Here is a 23337-nt window from a genome sequence, read left to right as displayed (position 1 = left end):
GGTGTGGGTCAAGGGACAGGTCTAGGCTTGGCGATCGCTCATCAAATCGTCGTTGAGAAACATGCTGGAACGGTAGAAGTGCATTCAACGCTCGGTCAAGGGACAGAGTTTGTCATGACCATCCCGCTGCAGGCGCTCACCTTAAAGGACATTCAGGCAACAAGCTGCCTTAACGCTGCCTAACAAATGGTTGCCATGACGGCATCAAGATGGTCGGTCAGACTGCCAAGTTCACCTGCAGCTACTGAACTCATCGTTCGGTTCCTTACAACGGTTATTGCTTGCGTAAACCACAATAGCATCGTGTTAACACTCAAGCCCTTCATGCCTTTGGGTGCGCTGCCGCTAATGTGCGTTAGAGCCGCTTCAAGCCGTTGAAACCACAGCAAAAGAGGTTATGTACTACTGATTTTTGCTTAGTACACTGTCCCAAAGTAGTCCAAACCTGCATTAAGCAAGGGTTTCAGCCGTGCAGCTTAACTTACCGGTTTTCTGCAACCCTTACAGGTAAGAAGTTACAGCCTCATCTCGCACTTTTTTGGTCGTCTGTCAGCTTAACCCTACCAAGCTGTCGCTAGTGAAACTTTGCTGCTTTTTGTGTCGCAATCATCATTTAACCTGGTAAAGCAGGAAGACTTACAGCAGTAGCACCGCGAAACTTTGCTGGCTTGCACCGACACCAGCAGACGGCGGTACAAACTGCTACTAGAGCCAGATTAGTGCCACATGATGTTGCATAAGCCGCTCACTGCACAGGCTGAGGACATCCTCAAAGCGTGCCTCTACGTTAAGTTCTTTCAGACGGGGAAGCCATGTGGTCACGCCTTCAAGCGCTCTTTGCGACCCAGCAGTACCTACCGCACGGTCATAGCTACCTGTGGCAGTCGCCACTCGTTGGGCTGCACGTGGTCAGTGATTTGCTGATTGCGCTGGCCTACTTTTCGATCCCAGTGACGCTGCTCTACTATGTTTACCGACGCCCTGAGACGCTTTTTCCTAAAGTCTTTGTGCTGTTTGGTGCCTTCATCCTCCTGTGCGGCACCGGACACCTGCTAGAAGTTTGGACCCTTTGGCAACCCACTGACTGGCTCTCTGGTCTCGAGAAAGCCCTCACGGCTTTAGTCTCTTGCTACACAGCGCTCAAACTGGTGGAGTTACTGCCGCCATGGCTGGCGCTACGGACGCCCCAGGAGTTAGCCGCTATCCAGCAAGCACTGCAAGCCGAAAGTACCGCTAGTACCGTGGCCCATCAGTCACTGCAACGGTCAGAGCAAGCGCTGCAAGCGATTGTGACTGGCACCGCCTCTGTCAGCGGTGAAGCGTTTTTCCCAGCGCTGGTGCAAACGCTGGCTACAGCTTTAGACGTGCCTTATGTGCTGGTGTCAGAATGCAGCCGTCAGACACCACAGTCCCTGAGCACACTGGCGTTCTGGTCCCAGGCGCAAAGCGGAGCCAACTTTGAGTATGCGCTACCGGGAACGCCGTGTGGGGCTGTCGTTGATCAAGCCACGTTGTGCTCTTACCCCGGACAGGTGCAAGCAGCCTTTCCTACAGCCGCGATCCTCAAACCATTGAGTGCTGATAGCTATGTCGGTGCCCCCTTATTGGATGAGCAGCAGCAGGTCATGGGGGTACTGTGCATTGTCAGCAATCGCCCCTTAGCCGATGAGTCTAATGCGCAAGCCCTGATTAAAGTGTTTGCCACCAGAGCCGCCGTGGAACTGCAGCGGCAACGCGCTGAAACGGCTCTACAACAGGCTTACGATGCCTTAGAGACACGGGTGCATGCCCGTACGACTGAGTTAGTCACAGCCAACGCCGCTTTAGCCAGCGAAATTCAAGACCGCGTGGCGGCGGAGACGGCGCTGCGGCAGCAGGCAGAGCGGGAGCATTTGCTGAGCACGATGACGCATCAGATTCATCAGGCGTTCGCGTTGCCGACGGTGCTCAACACTACGGTCGCCGCCATTCGACCGGTACTGCAAACCGACCGGGTGCTCATTTATCAGCTGCATCCCGATGGGAGCGGCGTGGTGGTCGCAGAAGCAACGGGTGCAAGCTGGCAGTCCTTAGCTGGCATCACGCTTCATGATAGTACGTTTGCTACCACCTACCTGCAACTGTATCAGCAAGGGCGCGTACAGGCCGTGGCAGACATCTACACAGCTGGGTTAACGCCGTGTCATGTGGCGTTACTGGCAGCGTTTCAAGTCCGAGCCAACTTAGCAGTGCCCATTGTTTATGAGAAGAAACTCTGGGGCTTGCTGGTGGCGCAGCAATGTGACGCCCCACGAGTCTGGCAACTGACTGAAATTGAGTTATTGCAACAACTGGCCACTCAAGCCGCGATTGCCATTCAGAAAGCGGCACTGTATCAGCAAGCCCAAAGCGAAATCGTCCAACGGCAGTGGACCGAAAAGTTGCTGCACCAGCAAATGGAGCGGGAGCAATTGCTGAGCGCGATTGCCCAACGGATTCGCCAATCGCTCAACTTGCAGGAGACACTCAACACCGCGGTGGCGGAAGTGCGGCAACTACTGCAAACCAACCGTGTTGTCATCTACCGCTTTAACCCGGATGGGAGTGGAGCGGTCGTCGTCGAAGCTGTGGAGTCTGGTTGGTTGCCCCTCCTCGGTCTGGCGGTCCAGGATAATTGCTTTGCTGCCACGTACATCCCGCTGTATCAACAGGGACGGATCAAAGCAACGGACAACATCCAGACGGACGGCTTAGCGCCCTGTCATCTGGCACTACTGGCTCAACTGCAGGTGCAAGCTAACCTGGTCGTGCCCATCTTGCAAGGCGGCACCCTTTGGGGGCTCCTGATCGCGCATCACTGTGCCGCACCCCGACACTGGCAAAACTGGGAAGCGGACTGGCTCCAGCAACTCGCGACGCAGTTGGCGATTGGCATTCAGCAGGCTGAACTGTTTGAACAAGTCCAGGTCATGAATACAGCCTTGGAGCAACAAGTTCAGGAGCGGACGGCGCAACTGCAACAGGCACTGGACTTAGAGGCAGCCCTCAAGCGCATCACGGATAAGGTGCGGGACAGCTTAGACGAAGGCCAGATTCTACAGACCGCCGTGGTCGAACTCTGTCGCGCCTTACGGCTCGAAGGCTGTGAGGCAGGCTTGTACAATGCCGAGCTGACAGCGTCGACGATTGCTTATGAATGCACGCTGAGCTTGCCCTCAGCCCTCGGCATCACCTTTGCCTTTGCCGACGATGCCTTGCCAGGCATGCGTCAGCAGCTCTTGCGGGGTGAGCCAGTGCAACAGCAGTACATGGCAACCGAGCGCACACGCACCCTGCCGCACGGCTGTCAGCTGCTCGCCTGTCCCATTTATGATGACCAGGGTGTCTTAGGCGATCTCTGGCTCTTTAAGCCAGTCCGAGCGACGTTTGATGAGCCAGCGGTGCGCTTAGTCCAACAAGTGGCGAATCAGTGTGCTATTGCGCTGCGGCAGGCACGCCTTTACCAAGCGGCGCAAGCGCAGGTGGAAGCCTTAGAACAACTCAACCAGCTGAAAGATGATTTCCTCAGCACCGTGTCGCACGAGTTACGTACGCCGATGGCTAACATCAAGATGGCCACCCATCTGCTGGAGATGGTGTTGCAGCAGGCCGGGTTGTTTGAGACCGCACCGAGTCCAGCCGCGCGCTATTTCAAAATCCTGCAAGATGAATGTCGCCGCGAGATTGAACTGATTAACGACTTACTGGATCTAGCGCGTTTAGATGCTGGCACGGAGCCGTTACTGCTGACGACGATGGCGCTGCCAGTGTGGCTGTCCCACTTGATGGAACCCTTTGTCGAACGCACGCTGCACCAGCAGCAACACTTACAACTACAGTGCGCACCGGACTTACCGCTCCTGACGAGTGACCTCACGGTTTTAGGACAGGTGCTGACCGAACTACTGCATAACGCCTGTAAGTACACGCCCGCGGGAGAGATGATCCAGGTGGCAGCAGCGGCGACAGCAGACCACTGGCAGCTCAGTGTGCGGAATGGGGGTGTACACCTGACCGCCAGTGAATGCGCCCACATGTTTGCTAAGTTCCACCGCCTGCCACATCATGATCCCTGGAAACATGGCGGTACCGGGCTGGGCTTAGCGCTGGTCAAGAAGCGTGTGGAGCGGTTAGGTGGTACCATTCACGCCCAAAGCGAGCCTGGTTGGCTGACCTTGACGATCCACTTACCAATTAGCCCCAGTTTAGGTGCGCATGACCAAAAGTTTACTCTCTTATCCCTGCTCTAGGGTCGGCAGCGGCTACAGCACTGGACTAACGCCTCCTTGACCCAGCAGTTTACTGGTACTCTCAGCTCAGCCGCTGACAGTTATTATCAGGGAAGACAATGAGTGGCTCAGTCTGGAAGTTCGGAAGCAGTTTTAGACTGAGCCGTGTCGGTTGTTAGGCTTCGCCGTAGCGTCCGCTCCACGACTTCACTTCGACTGACATCCATGTCTGCCGCCTAGTAGCTGAGCTTGGCAACCGTAGGGGGCATGAAGCCAGCTTGTGAAACGCTGTTTCTCGTCGTCATCGATCAGCTCCTTCCAGCAAGATGCTTGACCTTTGTGGCTGACTTTCCGTTGGTTGGTTAGGACTGACTTTCTCGCCATTTTTAGGCTTATGGGGGTTGTGCAAACAACCCATCATCGCTTGCTTGTATCAGCCCATTAAAGTTGACCGAACCGGCTCTGTTGCTTCTGCGGAGTCCCTTATGCAGCGTGTGCCGTTGCCGCTGCTGGACTCGCTCAAAACTGGCACAAGCGCTAAAAGCCCTGTGCAGTAACAGTTCTATTTTTTAATCGCTTTGTAGGTTGCTGCTACCTGTAACGGTACTAGCCTCACAAGCTAATTAGCCGTTTAGGCCTACCGCTTGAAACAAGAACTGCTAAGGACTATCTTGATTAGGCTAAGCATTTAGAGCTTGGTGTACTGCCGTCAACAAATCCTGAGTTGAAAATGGTTTCGTCAAACAGTGCTGAACTTGAATCGCTTCAGCAAGTTGGCTGCTTGTACTTAGCCCACTAATGGCAATAACTTTAATTTGAGAATTTATAGTTCTTAACGCTTGAATGGTTGCACTGCCATCCATTGATGGCATCATCAAGTCAACCAGCACCAGGTCAATCGTATCTTTCTGCTGCACAAATTGAGCAACCGCCTTAATGCCATCGCAAGCTGTCAAAACCTGATAGCCATAACCTTCTAATGATGCTTGAGTCACTTGCCGAATTGCATTTTCATCGTCAACTAACAGAATGACTTCTCCATGTCCTGCCAGTAGGTCTTGCCCACTGGCTTCTGCTACTTCTTGGTCACGAATTGCAGGTAGGTAAACCTGAAACTCTGTACCTTGATCAACTTGACTATCTACGGTAATAAACCCAGAGTGACTTTTGACAATGATCATGACGGTCGAAAGTCCTAACCCAGTTCCTTTACCCATCTCCTTCGTGGTAAAGAACGGATCAAAGATGCGATCAATGATGTCAGCTGAGATCCCACTTCCTGTATCTGAGACTGAGACTTTGACATAAGGACCTGCCTGAGCATCAAGATGCAATTGAGCAGACTCTGGGGTTAACTCGATGTTTTGAGCCGTAATCTGCAATATGCCACCATGAACCATGGCATCGCGAGCATTGAGACTCAGATTCATCAAAATCTGGTGCAGTTGAGTCGCATCGCCACAAACGGCCCAAAGGTCACGCGGTACGTTGATCGAGAGTGTGACTGATTTAGGAAAGGTTTCTTCAGCAATTTGCTTAACTTCCCCAATTAAATGCTTGATTTCTAGGAGAGATCGTTCTCCTTCTATCCCTCGTGCAAAAGATAATACTTGCTTGACTAAATTGGCTCCTCGTCTCGTACTGCTATCGATAATGTCTAACCACTGTTGGCTCTTGGGATTAAACGGCTCGCGAAGCTGCCTTTCTAGAAGGGGAATTGCCAGCAGTATGGGTGCCAGTAAATTATTGAGATCGTGAGCAATGCCACTTGCTAGTGTACCGATACTCTCCATTCGCTGAGCCCGCAGGAACTGCCTTTCCAGTTGTTTCTTCTGGGTGATGTCTGTGTTTACGATCAAAATTGCTTTGTGATGCCCGCTTTCACCACGGATGAGCGTCCATCGACTTTCGACAATGACTTCCTTCTCATCCTTCGTCCATTGATGCAACTCTCCTTGCCACTCTCCCTTGGCTAAAACGGCTCGATAGATGTCTGGCTCATTGACCGGAAGCTCCCGATACAGCAATTGCTTGACAGATTTTTGAGCAACCTCCTCTGCTGCCCATCCGTATAATTGTTCAGCCCCTTTATTCCAGTAGGTTACGCAGTAGTCTAAGCCATGTACCAGAATGGCATCTGTTGCTACATCTAGAAGATGAGCCTGCTCACGGATTTTCTGTTCGGCCTGTTGACGCTCAGCCAGTTCCGTTTGAGCCTGCTGGTACAAACTGGACTGGTGAATGGCGATCGCGACTTGGGTGGCCAGTTGCTCTAGCAAGTTAATTTCTACTATGTGCCACTGGCGGGGCTCTGAGCAATGATGAGCAATGAGCAATCCCCAGAGTTGATTGTTTTGTAGAATTGGCACAGCAAGATTCGCTCTTACCTGAAACTGTGATAAGAGCTCAATGTGGCAAGGCGTTAGCCCAGCATGATAGATATCTGCATTGGCTTGAATATGTCCCTGCTCAAAAATGAGTCGACGAGAGGCTTCCTGAAAACAACAGTCTTGAATCTTGGTACTGAGTGTTGGTGCCCACTCAGAGCTGACGGATTCAACTGCAACCGTACCGCTCCAGTCAGGTTCAAAGCGATAGATTAACACTCGGTCGGTCTGAAGAAACTGTCTAACTTCAGAGACGGTTGTATGCAAGATCTCGTCCAAATTGAGCGACTGACGAACCCGATTGGCAATGCCCAGTAACAGTCGCTCCTGCTCGGTCTGTTGTCGTAACGCCTTCTCTGCCAATTTTCGTTCAGTCACATCAATACCAACACCCCAACTTGCCCAACCAGGAATAGGAAACCGATCAGAAAGACTAGACCAGGCGATCGTCTTCACGCTGCCATCCTTACAGGTGATGTCCCATTCCCAATCTCGATAGTCACTGCCACACTGCTCCCAATGGTTCATCTGTCGATGCAAGTAAGCAGTATCCGGGTAAAGCAGTTTCATAGCACTGGAATTGCCCACAACCTCCTCTGCGCTATAGCCCGTTACACGTTCGCATTCTCGGTTCCAAATAGCGAGCGTGCCATCGGCATGGAAAGCATCTAACATCACAGACATGTTTTGTAGCACAAAGTGCAACCGCTCTTCACTTTCTCGTAAGGCGGTTTCCGCTTGCTTTCGGCGAGTGATATCATTCCGAATGGAGACATAGTGGTAGGGCTTACCCTTAGCGTTTAAAAATGGAATGATTGTGGTGTCTACCCAGTAGAGAGTGCCGTCCTTGGCCCGATTTTGGATCTCACCCTGCCAGACCTGACCGTTTGAGATGGTTGCCCACATCTGCTGAAAGAAGCTTTTGGGGTGGTAACTAGAGTTAATCAGCCGATGACTCTGCCCAATTAGTTCGCCTCTGGCATACTGAGAGATCTCACAGAATTTGTCATTAACGTAAGAAATGGTTCCTTGGGCATCGGTAATAGCAACGATTGAGGATTGATCTAGCGCAAACTTAATGTCTGCTAGGTCCTTCAACGACTGTTGCAGTGTTTCTTCTGCCTGGCGATGCTTGGTAATATCACGGGCAATCTTCGATGCACCGATAATTTTTCCACCTGCATCTTTAATGGGAGAAACGGAAAGAGAGATTTGAATGGGTGTGCCATCCTTTTGCTTTCGCACGGTTTCAAACGGCTCAATCCGCTCTCCTCGTTGCAGCCGATTTAAAATCTCGCTTTCTTCCTCTAGGCGGTCATCAGAAACAAGCAGCCTGATCGATTGACCGATTATTTCCTCAGCGGCATAGCCAAAGATTCTAGTAGCACTGGCATTCCAGCTAGTAACGATACCCTCTAACGTTTTGCTGATAATGGCATCTTCTGAAGACTCGACAATGGCTGCAAGTCTTGCGGTGGTAACTTCTGCCTGCTGACGTTGCTCAATATCTTGACGTAACTTCTCTTCATATTGCTGACGTTCGATCGCAATTCCTGCTAGGTGAACCGCCATTGCAATCAATTCCTGATCAGAGGTGTTTGGGCTACGGGGCTCTTGGTAATACAGAGCAAATGTACCCAGTACCTGACTGGTTGAAGAGAGGATTGGGGTAGACCAGCACGCGCGTAAATTGTAAGAAAGTACAAAATCGCGGTGTTCTGCCCAGAGCGGATCGCTAGCAATGTCTGAAACGACAACCGGCTCCCCTAGAAATGCTGCTCGACCACAAGAGCCGTTGTTAGCACCAATGGGTAATCCATCGGCGACTTGAAAATAAGCTTTTGGCAAACTCGGAGCAGTGCCGTGTCGTAAATGAGTGCCTTGAGAGTCAAGCAGTAGAATAGAGCCAAGCATTCCATTAGACTTTTGCTCGATTGCCAGAATCAGTGTGTTCAATACCTTAGTCAGGTCAGCTCCAGTTGCAATCATTTCCAGCACTCGTTGCTGGTCAACTAACAGACTCTCTATTCGCTGTCGAGCCGCTAAGTTACGCCGCAATTCCAGCAGATTAATGGTCTGCCGACTGAGAGACTCAAGGTGTTTGATCTGTTGAGTGCTCAGTTGACGAGGTACGTGATCAAGGACGCAAAGGGTACCAAGTGGATAGCCGCTAGGAGTAATGAGGGGAACACCTGCATAGAATCGAATGTGAGGTTCGCCAGTGACAAGGGGATTGGTTGCAAACCGCTCATCCTCTAGGGCGTCTTCTACAATGAAAGGCTCTTCGTGCAGAATGGCATGGGTACAGAATGCTAGATCACGGTGAGTTTCTGAAACAGTTAACCCCTCTTTGGCTTTGAACCATTGGCGATCCCGATCAACCAAACTAACTAGAGCAATCGGGGTTTGACAAATCTGGGCAGCTAGTCGAGTTAAATTATCAAATTCAGTTTCAGGATCAGTATCAAGAATTTTGTATTGATGAAGGGCTTCTAGTCTTGCTACTTCACCCTCAATTACTGGAGCACGCATTGTTTTACCTCGATTACCTAACTTACTCAACTAAACCGCCGTAATTTTTGTCTTCATCCCACGTCATAAAAAATATTTTTAGTATTCCTTCTCTGCTTGCTATGACGGCAACTGCAACGATGCCTCTTTTTTTACGTAGTAAAGTGTTCAATCCGCGCACTCGTTGGAGACTTGCTGCATCAGATTTCAGTGTTGGAAGATTAGGGGTAATTTGAAGGTCTAGAGTGAGCTCTCGTTGCTGCAGCTGCTCTTTAAACGGTTGAATCAAGTCTATAAGGCAATGGTTGAGATTAATTTTATCCACCAAATTTAAGGGATGTGTATCAGACTCTAGACGTTGTAAATCAAGCAGATCATTAATCAAAGTAATCTCTCGTTCACAATCGGTTTGCAAAACTTTGAGATAAGTGAGAGTTTTGGAGCAAGCAGAGTTTTGTTCAGAGATGCGACCGCACTGAGCTCTACCTGCACTTAACTGATGCCCTAACATATGAATCGCTAACCGCATGTTAGACAGAGGCGATCGCAAATCATGCGTTACTCGGTTCAAGAAGTCATCTTTCACGTCATGCAGGTGCTTTAACGCTTCTACTTGCTTCTGAGCTGCTTGATAAAGGCGTGATTGATGAATAGCGATCGCACACTGCTTTGTGACTTGTTGCACTAAATAAATTTCGGCATCCGTTAATGTGCTTGGAGTTCCTCGATTCACCCATAGAGATCCTAGCTGCTCATTGCTATAGGCAAGCGGGCAAGTTAGTCGGGTGATGTTTCCTAGCGATGAGTTAGCGTTGAAACAGAACTGAAAAGCTTTTCTTTCAAGTTGTTGGTCAGTTTCTAAGTTTTGGTCTAATGAGGCGTAGCAATCCGCTTTCAGTTCTAACGCCAACTCTCGCACAGCAGTTTTCAAAATATGCACTTCATCTAGGGAGTCTCGGACTGTATCGACAATACGGCGTAGAGTCAGTTCAAGTTCGAAGGCTCGTTGAAGTGTTGCAATCTGCTCTTGCATCTGTTCAGCTAAAGTAATGTTTGCTTTTGGATGAGAGCGAAATGCTTGCTGTGACTGAGCTTTGTGAGAAGATTCTGACATAGTGGCTAGCATTGTGACGTCCATTAAGCTGTGAAGAGTCATGGAGAAAATAATTTAAATCAACTAAAGATTTGGCTATTAATTAGGAATTTGAGCGCAAGAAGCTGTCAGTTGGTCATGCCAACTTTTAACTCAGATGTCTCAGCTCATCTGTTTAACTGATGAGGAGAATTTCTTCGAGTAACAGACGATCACCGCTCGAAACTGCTTCTAGCAAGGCTGCCTTGATTGACTCACTTGCTTCCAGTTCTCCATCCGCTGTAAAGTTAAAATCTTGAATGAGTATCAGTCCTTGATTTTGTAATCGTTCAGTGGCAATTTGTTGTGCTACAGCCATCAAATTGAGTTCTGGTTCGAGATGCTGGCGGTACTGCAAAACCCATTGAGCTGTCTCTGGCTCTTGCTCGGCTAATTGGTAGATTGATTGTAGTAAGGCTTCTTTGATATAACTGGGGCTAGGCAAAGCAGTCAGGAATTTTTTGAGCGATCCGATCGCTCCCAGATTTCGGTTTTTAAATACCTCCACAGCCACTCTTTGAAAGGCATCATAATTTGAGGGTCTTCGAGCCACATCTAGCACTCCTTTATGAGGACGAGATGTTGGGTGAACAAAACAATCAGTTTTAGTACAGCAGGTACAGTTAGGTACTAAAACCTGCTGGGATTGGTCAGGGTCTAGCGGGATTGCTTGGCAAGCAGAAGGTTTAGACACAGGACGGTTGTAACACTGACGAATGAATACACCGACCCAATTGACCGCTCGATTTGAATGTGATCTGGCGGGTTTTCAAGTCGATGCTTTGAAGTTAAAGCAAAAGTGTGAAAATTTTGTGATAGTGCGATCGAACTCGTACTTAATCTTGCCAGTTCAAGATTGCTCGAATTTGGGCGATTAGAGCCGGGACTTTAAAGGGTTTAGTGATAATGCCTGCAATGCCTAGCTCTAGCAAGGGCTGGTGTTCTGTAGTGCTTGCCTTAGCGGTTAGCATAATCACTGGGAGTGATCGCGTGATCGGATTTTCCTGCAAGCGCTGAAATGTGGCCGGTCCATCCAAAACGGGCATCATGACGTCGAGCAGAATGGCGTCGAGTTGTTCTGTCTGGGCGAGACTCAGTCCCTCAGCGCCAGAAGCCGCTGTGAGCACCTCCCATCCAGCTGCCGCTTCCAGGCTGAACTGAGTAATTCTCCGTGCTCCGTCTTCGTCGTCGATCAGCAGAATCCGTTTGGGCATGGCTTTCTCAAGCTTCTGTTGTCAAGGGTAACGTAAAGTGCAAACGGCTTCCTTGCTCCAAAACACTCTCTGCCCATATCGCTCCACCATGTTGTTGCACAATACTGCGGCAAATGGCTAATCCTAAACCCGTCCCTCCTTTTTTGCGGGAGTCAGAAGCATCCACTTGCTGGAAGCGCTCAAAGATATTTTCCAGCTTATTAGCAGGAATACCGCGTCCCTGGTCACGCACAGTAAGGAGGACATGGTGTTCTCTATCAATCTCGGCAGTTAACCAAATGGTGCTGTGGTTGGGTGAGAATTTGACCGCATTGCTTAACAGGTTGGTCAGGACTTGGAGAATGCGATCACCATCAATCTCTAGAGTGACAGACAACGGCTCAACTAATAAAGTAATACCTGTCTGATTTGCAGTCAGTTGCATGAAGTCTACAGCGCGGGTCATCAATTGAGCTAGATCCCAGGGTTGACACTCTAAACGGATTTTGCCTGATTCCAAGCGTTCTAGGTCAAGAATATCGTTGACCAGACGGGTGAGCCGATCGGCTTCTGTTGCAGCGATTCCAATCGTTTCCTGTCCCCGATCTGATTCCGGTTGAATTAACCCTGTGGATAGTAATTCTAAAGCACCACTGATCGATGTCAAGGGCGTTCGTAGTTCGTGGCTGACAATCGAAATAAACTCAGCCTTCATTTGCTCAAGTCTGTGGCGCTCAGTAATGTCTTCACCAATGCTGATTGTGCTAATGGGCTTTCCTTCAGCATTCCGCAGTAGAGTATTACTCCAAGCAATCATCCGCTCCTCACCAAGCTTAGTTACGATCGAGTTTTGGTAGTAGGGATGAAATTCTTTTTCTAGCACTTCCTGGAAGCAAACTTGAGCAGAAGGTTTTTGACCAGGCATCAAGAAGTGATCAAACCAGTAGTGCCCTAAGACTTCCTCCTCTGTATAACCAGTTAACTGTAAAAAGAAGGGATTGACGTATTCAACAGTACCATTGTGGTCTAGACCCACAACGACGAGTTGTACATTGTCGAGTAAGGAACGCCATCGTCGATCGGCTTCTACCAAAATTGCTTCGGCTCGTTTGCGATCACTAATATCTCGACAAATGCATAGTTGTAAAACCTCCTCTCCTGATTTCACTTCGCTGACAGTAATTTCTACTTCATTCAACGCTCCATCCTTACGGCGATGCAGCGTTTCAAATGAAGTATCAACAAGTTCAGCAGTTTGAACAATTTGAATCAGTTCTTCCTTTGTCCATTGAGCGTCCCAATCGACCACATGAAGAGCGAGGGTTTCTTCTAAGCTGTAGCCAAGCATACGAGCAAAACTCTCGCTTGCGTCTATCACATATCCCTGCTGATTGAGGACAACAATACCGTCAAAGGAAGCCTTAAACAAGGCTTTACTTTGTACTAGTTCTTTTGTCAGTGCATTTTCTGCCTGTTTGCGAGCGCTGATTTCAGTAACAATGACCCCCACTCCAACTGTTTGAGCATCACTATCGCTGCTTAAAATCGGGAAGTAAGAGGCTAACCAATACCGCGTCACTCCAGGGTGACTGGGTAATTCAGTCGTCATTTCTAGATCAATAATTGGCTGTCCTGTCGTTAGAACTTGCTCATGAAGGGGGGTAACAGTGGCAGCCAATTCTGGCAGTAATTCTGTTGTTGTCCTGCCCAGATGATCGGCTACAGAATGTCCATTAATGGCGGCAAGCGCTTCGTTGATCTGCACAAAGCGCAGCTTTTGATCGTGAATGCATAATCCAATTTTGGCTGAAGATGCAGCACTAAAAAAGTTATTCAAGAGCTGGCTGGTCTGTTGCAGTGCAGTGGTGCGATCGGCGACTCGCTGCTCCAGCTCTAATTTAGCTTGAAGCAGAATCGTTTCAGCGGTGCGACGCTCGGTGATGTTATTAAAGGTGCCGATCCATTCCCGAATGCTGCCATCTAGGTTATACACAGGTACTGCTTTCACTGCCAGCCAATAACACTCACCCGCTTGAGACAGCACACGATACTCAATCGCGTAGGGATCACCTGTGGCAAGACAATGGCTGTAGACTTGGAGCATGTGATCGCGATCGTCTGGATGAATTGCTTTTAGATAGTCCCACTCAGAGGTTTCATCGAGTGCTTGCCCAGTCAGATTAGTCCAAAGCGATGCGGTTCTAAGCACATTGCCTTGGGCATCGGTAAGCCAGACACTATCCGTCGTTGCCTCTACAAGAGAGCGATAGCGTTCCTCACTCAGACGCAGTGCCTCTTCTGCTTGTTTGCGATCGTCAATATTCATCAACGTTCCAGTCACGCGGATGGGCTGACCCATTCCGTCATAAAAGGTTTGCCCTCTCCCCTCGACCCAATGAATACTGCCATCTGCCCAGATGATGCGATATTCGTGCTGGTAAATACTCTGCCCTTCGATGGCGGTTTGAACGGCTCGGTTCAATCCTTCGCGATCGTCTGGGTGTAACCGAGCATCAAAGGTTTCATACCGACCATCAAACGTACCGGGAGCCAACCCCAACAATTGCTCATGTTGTGGAGTCCAAACAATCTTTCCTGTTACCAGATCCCAGTTCCATATCCCTATATGAGCCGCTTGCATCGCTAGCTCTAGTTGTTCTTCGCTTTCTTTCAGGCGATGATCACTCAATTGTTGAATTTGGTGTTGGGCATTCCTGAGGGCTGAAATGAGATAATTAATCAGAGATGCCACAAGCGCAGACAAAACCAAGCGCAGGAAATTACCTGGATCTGCGATAGCGAATAAGTGAATAGGCGGTAGGAAGAAGTAGCAGATAGACAGGATGGAGAGAAACGTTGCGATTAATCCTGGTCTTGCGCCACCAACCCAAGCTGTTATGGCTACTGCTGCATAGAATAAGGCAAACGACATTGATGTCAGGAGTGGATAGAGCAGCTGCGTCAGAATCGTTGCTGTGAAAACGGATAACACTGCAACAGCGTAAGGATTGATCCGGCGCACTTTGTTCAACATGACGGCTTACTGCTCCAAGCCCCGTAACTTCTTCACTACCATTGCGTGTTCTAAGCGACGAATTACCCTCGCGACTAATTCTGCAGTTCGAATCGGTTTACTGACATAATCATCTGCCCCCGCCATAAATACCCGTTGTATCGTTTCATCCTCGTTGTTAGCAGAAATCATCAGAATGGGTAAATCATCCCACCGTGAGTCGTTGCGAATCGCTTGGCATAAATCGATGCCGTTAACCTCTGACATTTCGATATCTAACAGCAGCAGGTCGGGCTTCACCTCTTCCAAGGTGCCCCAAAACTGCTGGGCTCTACTGAGCAAGACAATCTGAAAGCCCCAAGGTTGTAACATCGCTTGCACAATATTAAGGAGTTGAGCATCATCATCCACCAGCAGTAATTGCGATCGCTGCAGTAAGACAAAGCTTGGGGATGAGGCATTAGAACTAACCAGTCTAGCCGTTGGCTTTGATGCTGTTTGAGGCAAAGGTTGTTCGATGGACTGGCGCAACCTTGATACTAATGCAGCTAACTGCGCTTGCTGTAACGGCCCCAAGGGGTCAGTCTTCAGAAGTTGCTCAAGCTGGCGTGACAATTCAGACGCATCATCTAAGTTGAATAATCCTAACGAGCCCTTGAGCGTATGGGCTTCCCGCTGTGCTTGCTGTCGAAGCGTCTCTGACAACGTTTGAGTTTGTAAAGCAGCAATCGCCTGTTCGATGATCGAGAGACGATCGCAGTACTGTGATCGATATTCTTCCCAAAAGGTGTTGATGGGTGAAGGGTGCGGTTGTGGAAGGGCGGGCTGCTCGGATGAAACGACCTCACCCTTCTCAACTTCTGTTGCGTCCCTCACCCCCCCTGATTCTTTTAATCGATACCCCAACCCGTAGACTGTCTCCAGCCAGTCCTCAACGCCAACTTCCTTGAGTCGCTTGCGTAACCCTTTGATTTGGGCTCGAACTGCATTCTCAGTCGGTGTGTTTTCTAGCGCCCAAAGCTGCTCGACTAGAGTTCCATGGCTAAAAATACGTTGAGGATGCCGTAGAAAAAGCTCTAGCAGGCTATATTCCTTAGAACTGAGATGAAACGGCTGACTGTTATAACTCGCTTGACAAGCACTCGGATCTAATTGTAACTGTCCCCATTGCAGAAGGGGCGATCGCTCAACACTGCCGCGCCGCAGCAACGCCCGAACCCGTGCTAACAGTTCGTCCAAAGCAAAAGGCTTCACAATGTAGTCATCGGCTCCAGCATCCAACCCCGCAACTCGATGACTGCTAACATCCTCAGCAGTCATCAGAAGGATAGGTGTGCTGTGATTCAGTAACTGTGAGCGGCGATCGCCCTCATGGCGTAATCGCTGGCAGAAGTGAATGCCGTTTAACTTAGGCAGCATCAGGTCTAACAAGATCAGGTCATATGCAAACGCTTCTGCAAAATCCCAGCCTTCTTGTCCATCTGCTGCGACCTCAACCAAATAGTGTTGAGCCGTTAGAGACTGCCTGAGTAGTTCGGCGATCGCGGCATCGTCTTCAATCAGCAAAACTTTCATAGGCACTTTCGCTCGTCAGGAAGCTGCAAAAGCTCATACTTAGCATAGTCATACCTAGAAAAATGGTGATGTGAATCAGCAGAAAGTGTGGTCTCGTTGTCAAATAAGTAGCGTCAGCCTGCAAGGCTAACACCTGTCAGTGTTCTAGGCTTTTGGACTACTTCTAAGCTGTGCTGTTTTACCACAGCTGATCCCAGGTCATCACAAGCCAGAACGCTGGACTGAAGGTATACTGACCCCTTACGCCACATTTTCTGCTCACTCACAGCTGCTATATAAAGGCAAAAAAGAGCCCGATGGCTTAGTTTTAGCAACGAATGCTATTGGTGAATTTATGACAACCGCTCTTAGTTGCAGTGACCGCAGCCAGAGAGGGGCTTGCGGCTCTTATAGAGTCTCCCGAGCCATATGACGTCCTTCTGACTGACATTGGAATGCCCGATGAAGATGGACTGACGCTGATCCGTCAAGTGCGCTCACTGGCAGCCGCAGGAGGACAAATTCCAGCCGCGACCATTACTAGCCTACGTGACCGAGCGCGAGCAGCAAGGGGCGCTCACGGCTGGGTTCCAACGGCATCTGGCTAAACTGATCAACTTGACACTGTTGATCGGGGTAGTGGCTGACCTGGCTGGACGCGCTAGGGCTGAGTCAGTGGAGCATCAAGATTAGTTACTGCATGGGTGTACTAAAAGCGCCGCTTACGTAGACTCATGACCTTGACGCGAATCCCGAAATTTGCTTACAAGTGGAAGCCGTGCACAATCCATTGCATTGGCGCAGCGTCATGGTCAATGGTCAAGTCGAGCGCCTCACCGATCCACAAGCGCTCGACGAGACGAGACAATTATTTCTTCATACCTGGAACCTCTGTGCTAGCGTTGCCTGCTCCACAAAACTCAATCAGCTTTAACAAGAGGACAACGGGATTGCAGGACTTGCAGAGTATTAAACAATGTTTCGCCAACAGTGTTGGATGAGACCTCAAATCTCTTGCTGGGAACATTAAGCGGGAGCCAAGGTTTAGTTTCAATGCAGCTTTCTTCCCATTCCAAAGGAGCAATCTCATGCAACAGCTTTTTGGTAGGCGGCTTGATCGCCCTTGCAAACAATTTTTGAGTTTCATCCTCCTCTTTTCCCTCAGCTCGATCGCCGTTAGTTGCACAGCCACTTCTCCAAACACCAATTCTCAAGCCAGCCCTGCCTCTTCTCCTCAAGCGGCTGTTACTGAGACGTTGAATGTTGCCGTCATTCCCTGGCAAAGCCCCGCAGAACAAGAGAAAAAATTACAGCCGCTGGCAGATTATCTTCAGCAGACCATGAAGCGCCCAGTCAAGTTTCAAATTGCGAAGGACTATGCCACAGCCGTAAATCTGTTGGTTGAAGAAAAAGTGGAAATGGCTTACTTAGCAGCCCTTACCTACGTCAAAGCTCACGATCGCAATGCCAAGATTGCCCCACTCGTCTTACCCATTGACGCAACATCCGGTCGCCCCTGGTACACCAGCGTGATCGTTGCTGATGCTAGTAAAGACATTCAGTCACTCACAGATTTGAAAGGGAAACGCTTTGCCTTTGTGAGTCCCTCATCGACATCTGGGTTTCTGATGCCTTTGAACGCGTTCCAGGCGAAGGGGATTGACCCAACGCGAGACTTTTCTCGCATTCGCTACGCTGGCAGCCACGATAAGACTCAAACGGCATTGGCGAATGGAGAAGTCGATGCGATTGCCGATGATAAATCTTCTTTTAGACGAGTACAAGCTGAGGGCAAACTCCCGGCTGCGAATTACAAAATCATCTGGGAATCTGATCCTATTCCCACCGGACCCGTTGTGATTAATACCAGCAAATTTGCGCCTCAAGAAATCGCTCAACTCCAGCAGGCTCTGATCGATGCTCCGGTGGGTGTGGTGGATGTTAGCGGTTCTAAATCAGCAGGCTATACCCTGGCAAAAGACGCTGATTTTGAACCCGTTCGGCAGATTCATAAGCGGTTGAAATCGATTACCATTGCCGAACGATGAAGATTCTCACCCGTTTTATTGGCTCCACTGCAATCGCCATCGGGTTAGTGATCGCTGTCATGGGAGGCAGTACGCATCTAATCCAGCAAACTGAAAAAGCGGTGGAACAGAGCCGCGATCGCACTCACCAAGCTGTTCGCAAAACTCAAGACCTGCGGCTTTCTCTGGAAGAACAAACCTCAACCCTAAAAAACTATCTCTTGCTCAATCGGAGCCGTGCTGATTTGGCTGTCTACGAGCAAGCTCAGGCTGAGTTTTTAGCGGGACTGAAGACCCTGGAAACCCTCATGCCAGAGTCCACGCAAACCGATATTGTGCGTCGCCGCCACCAGTTTTTGGTGCGGTTAGTGGATGAGTTGGCAAGCCAGACTACATCTTCTCCGCAGCAGTCTCAGCAAGATGTCAAAGCCATCAATTCCTTTCAAAACGACATCAAGCTGTTTCTCAATGCCCTGGCAGACGAAGTCCTCCAGCAAGATGCCGCCACCCAACAGACAGCAGAGCAGTTCAAACAAACCGCGACCCTGGCGACCTATGGGTTAATTGGGGTGGTGCTGCTGATTTTTATCGCTCAGTTTGCCCTGACCCTTTTGCCGGTGATTCGCTCCATTGAAGCCCTGCAACTGGGGGCTGCCAAACTGGGGGAAGGCGACTGGAACTACCGCCTTAACGTTCACACAGGCGATGAGATTGAGCAACTGGCACAGGAATTTAACCAGATGGCAAGCCAACTGGCACAGTCCTATGCTTCGTTGGAGCAAGAGCGCAACGTTGCTGATGCGGCAAACCAAGCAAAGAGCGAATTTTTGGCAAATATGAGCCATGAACTTCGCACCCCCCTCAACGGCATTCTGGGTTATGCCCAGATTCTCAGTCGCTCCCAAAGTTGGGGCGAAAAAGAACGCAAGGGGATTGACATTATTTACCAGTGCGGTTCGCACTTATTAACCCTGATCAATGACATTTTGGAGATAGCCAAAATTGAAGCCCGTCGGTTGGAGTTAGCTCCGCATACGGTTCATTTGCCCGCGCTGTTACAGGGCGTTGCCGAGATTGTGAGTCTTCGCGCCGAGCAAAAAGGCATTGACTTTGTGTATCTGCCGGATGCCGGACTACCACAGGGCGTTGAAGTCGATGAGAAACGCTTACGACAGGTGTTGCTGAATTTGTTGGGTAATGCCGTCAAATTTACTGATCAGGGTAAGGTCTCCTTTAGGGTCGAACGGCTTGATCAAGAGACCGCTATGGAGCCGAGACACTTGACTGAGGCATCGACAGCTAGGCTCCGCTTTCACATTAGTGATACCGGGATTGGTATGAGTCCAGAGGCGTTAGAAAAAATCTTTCAGCCGTTTGAACAGGTCAGTAACCAAAAACGGAATGCCGAAGGCACTGGCTTAGGTTTAGCCATTAGTCAGACGATTGCCCAATTGATGGGTAGTCGCATTCAGGTACAGAGTCAGCTTGGCGAAGGCAGCACCTTTTTCTGTGATGTTGCACTGCCGATCGCAGCAGAATGGCAACAGGCGACCAACAACGCCACTGGCGATCAACTCGTCGGCTATCAAGGTGAACGCAAAGCCATCCTGATCGCAGATGACAAATGGGAAAACCGATCAGTGATTGTCAGCTTGTTAGAACCTCTTGGCTTCACTGTGATTGAAGCAGAGGACGGTCAAGATGGACTGACGAAGTCGATGCAAATGAAGCCAGATTTGATCATCACTGATATCATGATGCCGATTATGGATGGCTACCAGTTTCTCCAGCAGATTCGGCAGTCTGAGATGCTCAAACCGCTTCCAGTCATTGTTTCTTCTGCCTCGGTTTCTAGTATGGATCAGCAACAGAGCTTGGATGCAGGAGGGAATGATTTTCTCACCAAACCTGTAGAAGCAGATGACTTGTTTCAGATGCTCCGCAAACATTTGCAATTGACCTGGATTTACCAATCGACTGCCTCAGGTGATGCACCGATGCCATCGCCAAGTCTTGAACCACAGCATAGCCTCACTGCAACCATACCGCTAGTCATGCCGCCAGCCGCAGATCTGAAACAATTGCTTCAGTTAGCCCAACAGGGACGGTTGAAAAAACTAACCGAGGTTGCAAAGGGCTTGGAATACCAAAATCCACAGTATACGCCGCTGACAACGCAACTGCTTGAACTGAGCAAGGGCTTTCAAGTTGCCAAATTAGAAGCGTTGCTTCAGCAATGGCTCGATGACGTTACCTGCCCTACAAGAGGTTAATTATGAAAGAGAAAGATAACCCGCTAATCTTAGTAGTCGATGACACTTTAGCCAATTTGCAGGTGGTAGCAGAAGTATTGAGTGATGCTGGGTTTGAGGTGGCGATCGCCACTGATGGAGAACGCGCTATCAAACAAGCAACTATCAGCCAACCCGACTTAATTTTGCTAGATGTCATGATGCCCGGAATAGATGGTTTTGAAACCTGTCGCCGTCTCAAGGCTGCTCCCGCCACCTGCGGTATGCCGGTGATTTTTATGACTGCCCTCTCCGACACTACGGATAAAGTCAGAGGCTTTAACCTGGGTGCGGTGGATTACGTCACCAAACCCTTTCAAGAAGCTGAGTTGCTTGCCCGTGTGACCACTCAATTAAAATTGCGCTACCTACATCAAACCTTGGAGCAACAGGTTGAACAACGCACTACCGAACTCCAAACAGCACTGCAACAAGTGCAGCAGTCTCAGGTGCAGTTAGTGCAATCAGAAAAGATGGCAGTGCTGGGGCAATTGGTTGCCGGGGTTGCTCACGAAATCAACAATCCTGTTAATTTTATTCATGGCAATCTTACGCATGTGCAGGACTATACCGACAATTTATTGGCTTTTGTGCAGCTATCTCAGCAGCACAGCGGCAATGCTGCGATCGAGCTTCAGGATACGGTTGCCGACCTTGATTTAGAATTTATTCGGCAAGATTTACCCAAAACGCTTGCATCCATGAAGATCGGCACTCACCGCATCTGTGAAATTGTGCGATCGCTCCGCAATTTCTCCCGACTGGATGAAGCAGACTGCAAAACCGTCGACATCCATGAAGGCATCAATAGTACGCTGCTGATTCTGCAACATCGCCTCAAAAGCACACCTGGACATCCAGAAATTCAGATCATTCGAGAATATGGTCAATTGCCTCTGGTCGAATGCTATGCCGGATCGCTGAACCAGGTGTTTATGAACATTCTGGCAAATGCCATTGATGCCTTAGAAGAACTGAGCGCGAAACGAACGTATCAAGAGAACCAGAGCCAGCCGAGTCAAATTACGATTCGGACAACTGCGATCGATCACCAATGGGTGCAGGTAGCGATCACGGATAATGGTTCTGGCATTCCTCAAGAGATTCAACAACGCATTTTCGATCCCTTCTTCACGACAAAGCCCGTCGGTAAAGGGACTGGAATGGGGATGTCCATTAGCCATCAAATCATTACCGAGAAACATGGCGGCAAATTAACCTGTTGCTCTACCCTTGGAGAGGGAGCCGAATTTGTGATTCAGATTCCTGTACAGGGGGTTTGAGGTCGAGTAGAGAGGCTCCTTCGATGTTTTAGGCATGGTTTGTTTTCTCTGTTGCTCTCGCCTTTCGGTATCGAGAGTGCCACATGATTCAGCCATACAGCGTTGAGGACTCCCCCTTACAGAAGCCCGCCTGCGGATTTCCCGCACGAGCCTCTTCATTCGGTCATTTACCAGACGGCATGAAGTGCTATCAGGCGACTTGGCTTTGGGAGAGGGTACCTTGTTAGGTAGCTTTTGAAAGTCTCCCAGGTGAAGCTGCGTCGCTGACTATGGCGATTCAGCCATTTGAACAGCTGCCGATGGACGGCTCATTCAAACCTGTGTAGCGCCTGAGTGTGGGGTCTGGCAACGATTCATGTAAAAGTGAGCCATTTGCTTGAGACCCCTATGCTGAAAGGGTTTCAAGCAAATCAGTTGATGAGTTTTTTTTTATGGCACTCAAACCACTACTTAGACCGACTGGACAGCTTTTGGACTAAATGACACGCAAAAAGAAGCTTTTTCATAGGTTTTAAGCTATTTAAGTCGAGCGTAACCCCCATTCTTGCGTTGGTCTTCTGCGCATCCGGCAACTAACCACGAAGAAAGTGAGCATTAGTAGAAGTTATCGAATTGACTTCATTTGGATGGAATGGCTCGCTTTTACACGAATGGGTCTGTGCGACTTGTTCCCGCTCAAATCGAGTCCTAAAGGGCTAGAGCTAAAGCGGGGTCAGGGTTCTGAACCTTGATAACTTATCTTTCGTGTGGTGCGTCCAGGTTGGACAATTCCAACTCCCCTAGTGCTGGGGTAACAGCGTAGCCCTCAAGTGTGCGACTGACTCTCAATCGCTTGAAGCAGGGCTAAAAGGCGGTCACTCAGAACCCGACTGAGAACTCCGTCGAGCAGAGCTAACCAAGGCTAACGAAAGTGAACCCATGTCTGAACCATCGTTATCGTGAACAAGCCTACGCGGGTTTATGGGCTTGCCCAAAAGGGAAAGGCTAACTGGCAGGCAGTTGCGACGCTTGACCTGCAAGCACTCAGCAAGAAACCCGGTGGAGAGTGGGAGCCTACAGTCAGCGCAAAACGGAAGATAGGAACAAAGTAACCTCCCCGACCGCTCTCTGAACGGTCGATGTCAGAGCAGGTAGTCAGCCGCATGGGTTGGGGAGACGGGATTGTCTCAGAAGCCAACGCCTTTGGGAAAGCCAAAGGATATGCAGACGGAGACCCAACAATTGGGAAGGTAGAGTTGCCAGTCGCAATGCACACGTCATGAGCGAGTTAACGACTACGTATGAATGGAAGTCCATCCCCTGGCGCAAGTTAGAGCGGAAAGTCTTTAAGTTGCAAAAGCAAATCTACCGAGCCACTGGTCGTGGTCAACGGGCAAAAGTTCGCAGGCTTCAGCGACTCCTGATTCACTCTTGGGCAGCGAGAGTGCTGGCCGTTCGACGAGTGACGCAAGACAATGCGGGCAGGAAGACAGCAGGCATCGACGGCTTAAAGTCGCTTCCACCGAATCAACGGCTGTCCCTCGCTCAACGTCTCAAGTCTGGTTGGGGCAAAGCCTCTCCCATGCGTCGGGTCTGGATTCCTAAACCGGGTAACACCGAAGAACTCAGACCATTGAACATTCCAACTTTAGAGGATAGGGCAAGACAAACCCTGTTCAAGTTAGCGTTGGAACCATAATGGGAAGCCAAGTTCGAGCCA

The 23337-nt window shown here is 49.6% G+C and carries 17 protein-coding genes; 10 read left to right on the top strand and 7 right to left on the bottom strand.

The features are described from left to right. The coding region (locus H6F86_RS10015) for an ATP-binding protein (RefSeq protein WP_190448465.1) at window positions 1–183 on the top strand (183 nt) is incomplete at its 5' end. On the opposite strand, the gene H6F86_RS31905 is transcribed toward H6F86_RS10015, so the two are convergent. Then, complete coding sequence (locus H6F86_RS31905) at window positions 180–389, bottom strand: hypothetical protein (RefSeq protein ID WP_206756024.1); 210 nt, start codon at window positions 387–389, stop codon at window positions 180–182. The genes H6F86_RS10015 and H6F86_RS31905 overlap by 4 nt on opposite strands. A 423-nt stretch (window positions 390–812) precedes the next feature. Here H6F86_RS31905 and H6F86_RS10010 point away from each other — a divergent pair, with 423 nt between their 5' ends. Further along, the gene (locus H6F86_RS10010) at window positions 813–4268 is read left to right on the top strand and encodes a GAF domain-containing protein (protein ID WP_190448464.1); all 3456 of its coding nucleotides are present in this window, start codon (window positions 813–815) and stop codon (window positions 4266–4268) included. A 659-nt stretch (window positions 4269–4927) separates the two neighbouring features. Here H6F86_RS10010 and H6F86_RS10005 read toward each other — a convergent pair. The 6 genes from H6F86_RS10005 to H6F86_RS09980 all read right to left on the bottom strand — a co-directional run bounded on the left by H6F86_RS10005 (window position 4928) and on the right by H6F86_RS09980 (window position 16058). Further along, on the bottom strand, window positions 4928–9166 hold the full coding sequence (locus H6F86_RS10005; protein WP_190448463.1) for a PAS domain S-box protein: 4239 nt from the start codon (window positions 9164–9166) through the stop codon (window positions 4928–4930). 22 nt (window positions 9167–9188) lie between these two features. After that, on the bottom strand, window positions 9189–10055 hold the full coding sequence (locus H6F86_RS10000) for a GAF domain-containing sensor histidine kinase (protein WP_190448462.1): 867 nt from the start codon (window positions 10053–10055) through the stop codon (window positions 9189–9191). A gap of 358 nt (window positions 10056–10413) precedes the next feature. Continuing rightward, window positions 10414–10830 (bottom strand): hypothetical protein, encoded by a 417-nt coding sequence (locus H6F86_RS09995; protein ID WP_190448461.1) that lies wholly within the window; start codon window positions 10828–10830, stop codon window positions 10414–10416. A 283-nt stretch (window positions 10831–11113) separates the two neighbouring features. Next, window positions 11114–11491 carry a response regulator gene (locus H6F86_RS09990; RefSeq protein ID WP_190448460.1) on the bottom strand — a complete coding sequence of 126 codons (378 nt, stop codon included), beginning with the start codon at window positions 11489–11491 and terminating at the stop codon, window positions 11114–11116. A gap of 7 nt (window positions 11492–11498) precedes the next feature. After that, complete coding sequence (locus tag H6F86_RS09985) at window positions 11499–14504, bottom strand: PAS domain S-box protein (protein ID WP_190448459.1); 3006 nt, start codon at window positions 14502–14504, stop codon at window positions 11499–11501. A gap of 6 nt (window positions 14505–14510) precedes the next feature. Then, entirely contained in the window at window positions 14511–16058 is a 1548-nt protein-coding gene (locus tag H6F86_RS09980; protein ID WP_190448458.1) for a response regulator, read from the bottom strand. Between the two features lie 356 nt (window positions 16059–16414). Here H6F86_RS09980 and H6F86_RS09975 point away from each other — a divergent pair, with 356 nt between their 5' ends. The 8 genes from H6F86_RS09975 (at window position 16415) to H6F86_RS33120 (ending at window position 23316) form a co-directional block, all read left to right on the top strand. Then, window positions 16415–16645 carry a hypothetical protein gene (locus tag H6F86_RS09975; protein WP_190448457.1) on the top strand — a complete coding sequence of 77 codons (231 nt, stop codon included), beginning with the start codon at window positions 16415–16417 and terminating at the stop codon, window positions 16643–16645. Between the two features lie 161 nt (window positions 16646–16806). Next, the gene (locus tag H6F86_RS09970; protein WP_347240112.1) at window positions 16807–16971 is read left to right on the top strand and encodes a hypothetical protein; all 165 of its coding nucleotides are present in this window, start codon (window positions 16807–16809) and stop codon (window positions 16969–16971) included. A gap of 154 nt (window positions 16972–17125) precedes the next feature. Then, window positions 17126–18085 (top strand): phosphate/phosphite/phosphonate ABC transporter substrate-binding protein, encoded by a 960-nt coding sequence (gene phnD, locus H6F86_RS09965; RefSeq protein WP_190448455.1) that lies wholly within the window; start codon window positions 17126–17128, stop codon window positions 18083–18085. After that, window positions 18082–20337, top strand: a complete 2256-nt coding sequence (locus H6F86_RS09960; protein ID WP_190448454.1) for an ATP-binding protein — start codon at window positions 18082–18084, stop codon at window positions 20335–20337. Before phnD ends, H6F86_RS09960 begins: the two co-directional genes overlap by 4 nt. 2 nt (window positions 20338–20339) lie before the next feature. After that, window positions 20340–21638: a response regulator gene (locus H6F86_RS09955; RefSeq protein WP_190448453.1), complete on the top strand. Its 1299-nt coding sequence runs from the start codon at window positions 20340–20342 to the stop codon at window positions 21636–21638. Window positions 21639–22576: 938 nt separating this feature from the next. After that, a complete protein-coding gene (locus H6F86_RS09950) occupies window positions 22577–22729 on the top strand; it encodes a hypothetical protein (protein ID WP_190448452.1) in 153 nt (50 codons plus the stop codon). Window positions 22730–22756: 27 nt separating this feature from the next. Then, entirely contained in the window at window positions 22757–22900 is a 144-nt protein-coding gene (locus H6F86_RS09945; RefSeq protein WP_190448451.1) for a hypothetical protein, read from the top strand. Beyond that, a complete protein-coding gene (locus H6F86_RS33120; protein ID WP_347240111.1) occupies window positions 22897–23316 on the top strand; it encodes a reverse transcriptase N-terminal domain-containing protein in 420 nt (139 codons plus the stop codon). Before H6F86_RS09945 ends, H6F86_RS33120 begins: the two co-directional genes overlap by 4 nt. The last annotated feature ends 21 nt before the right edge of the window (window positions 23317–23337 follow it).

Source organism: Phormidium sp. FACHB-592, assembly GCF_014695795.1.
GTDB lineage: Bacteria > Cyanobacteriota > Cyanobacteriia > Leptolyngbyales > Leptolyngbyaceae > Stenomitos.
This window is presented reverse-complemented; position numbering and strand designations above follow the sequence as displayed.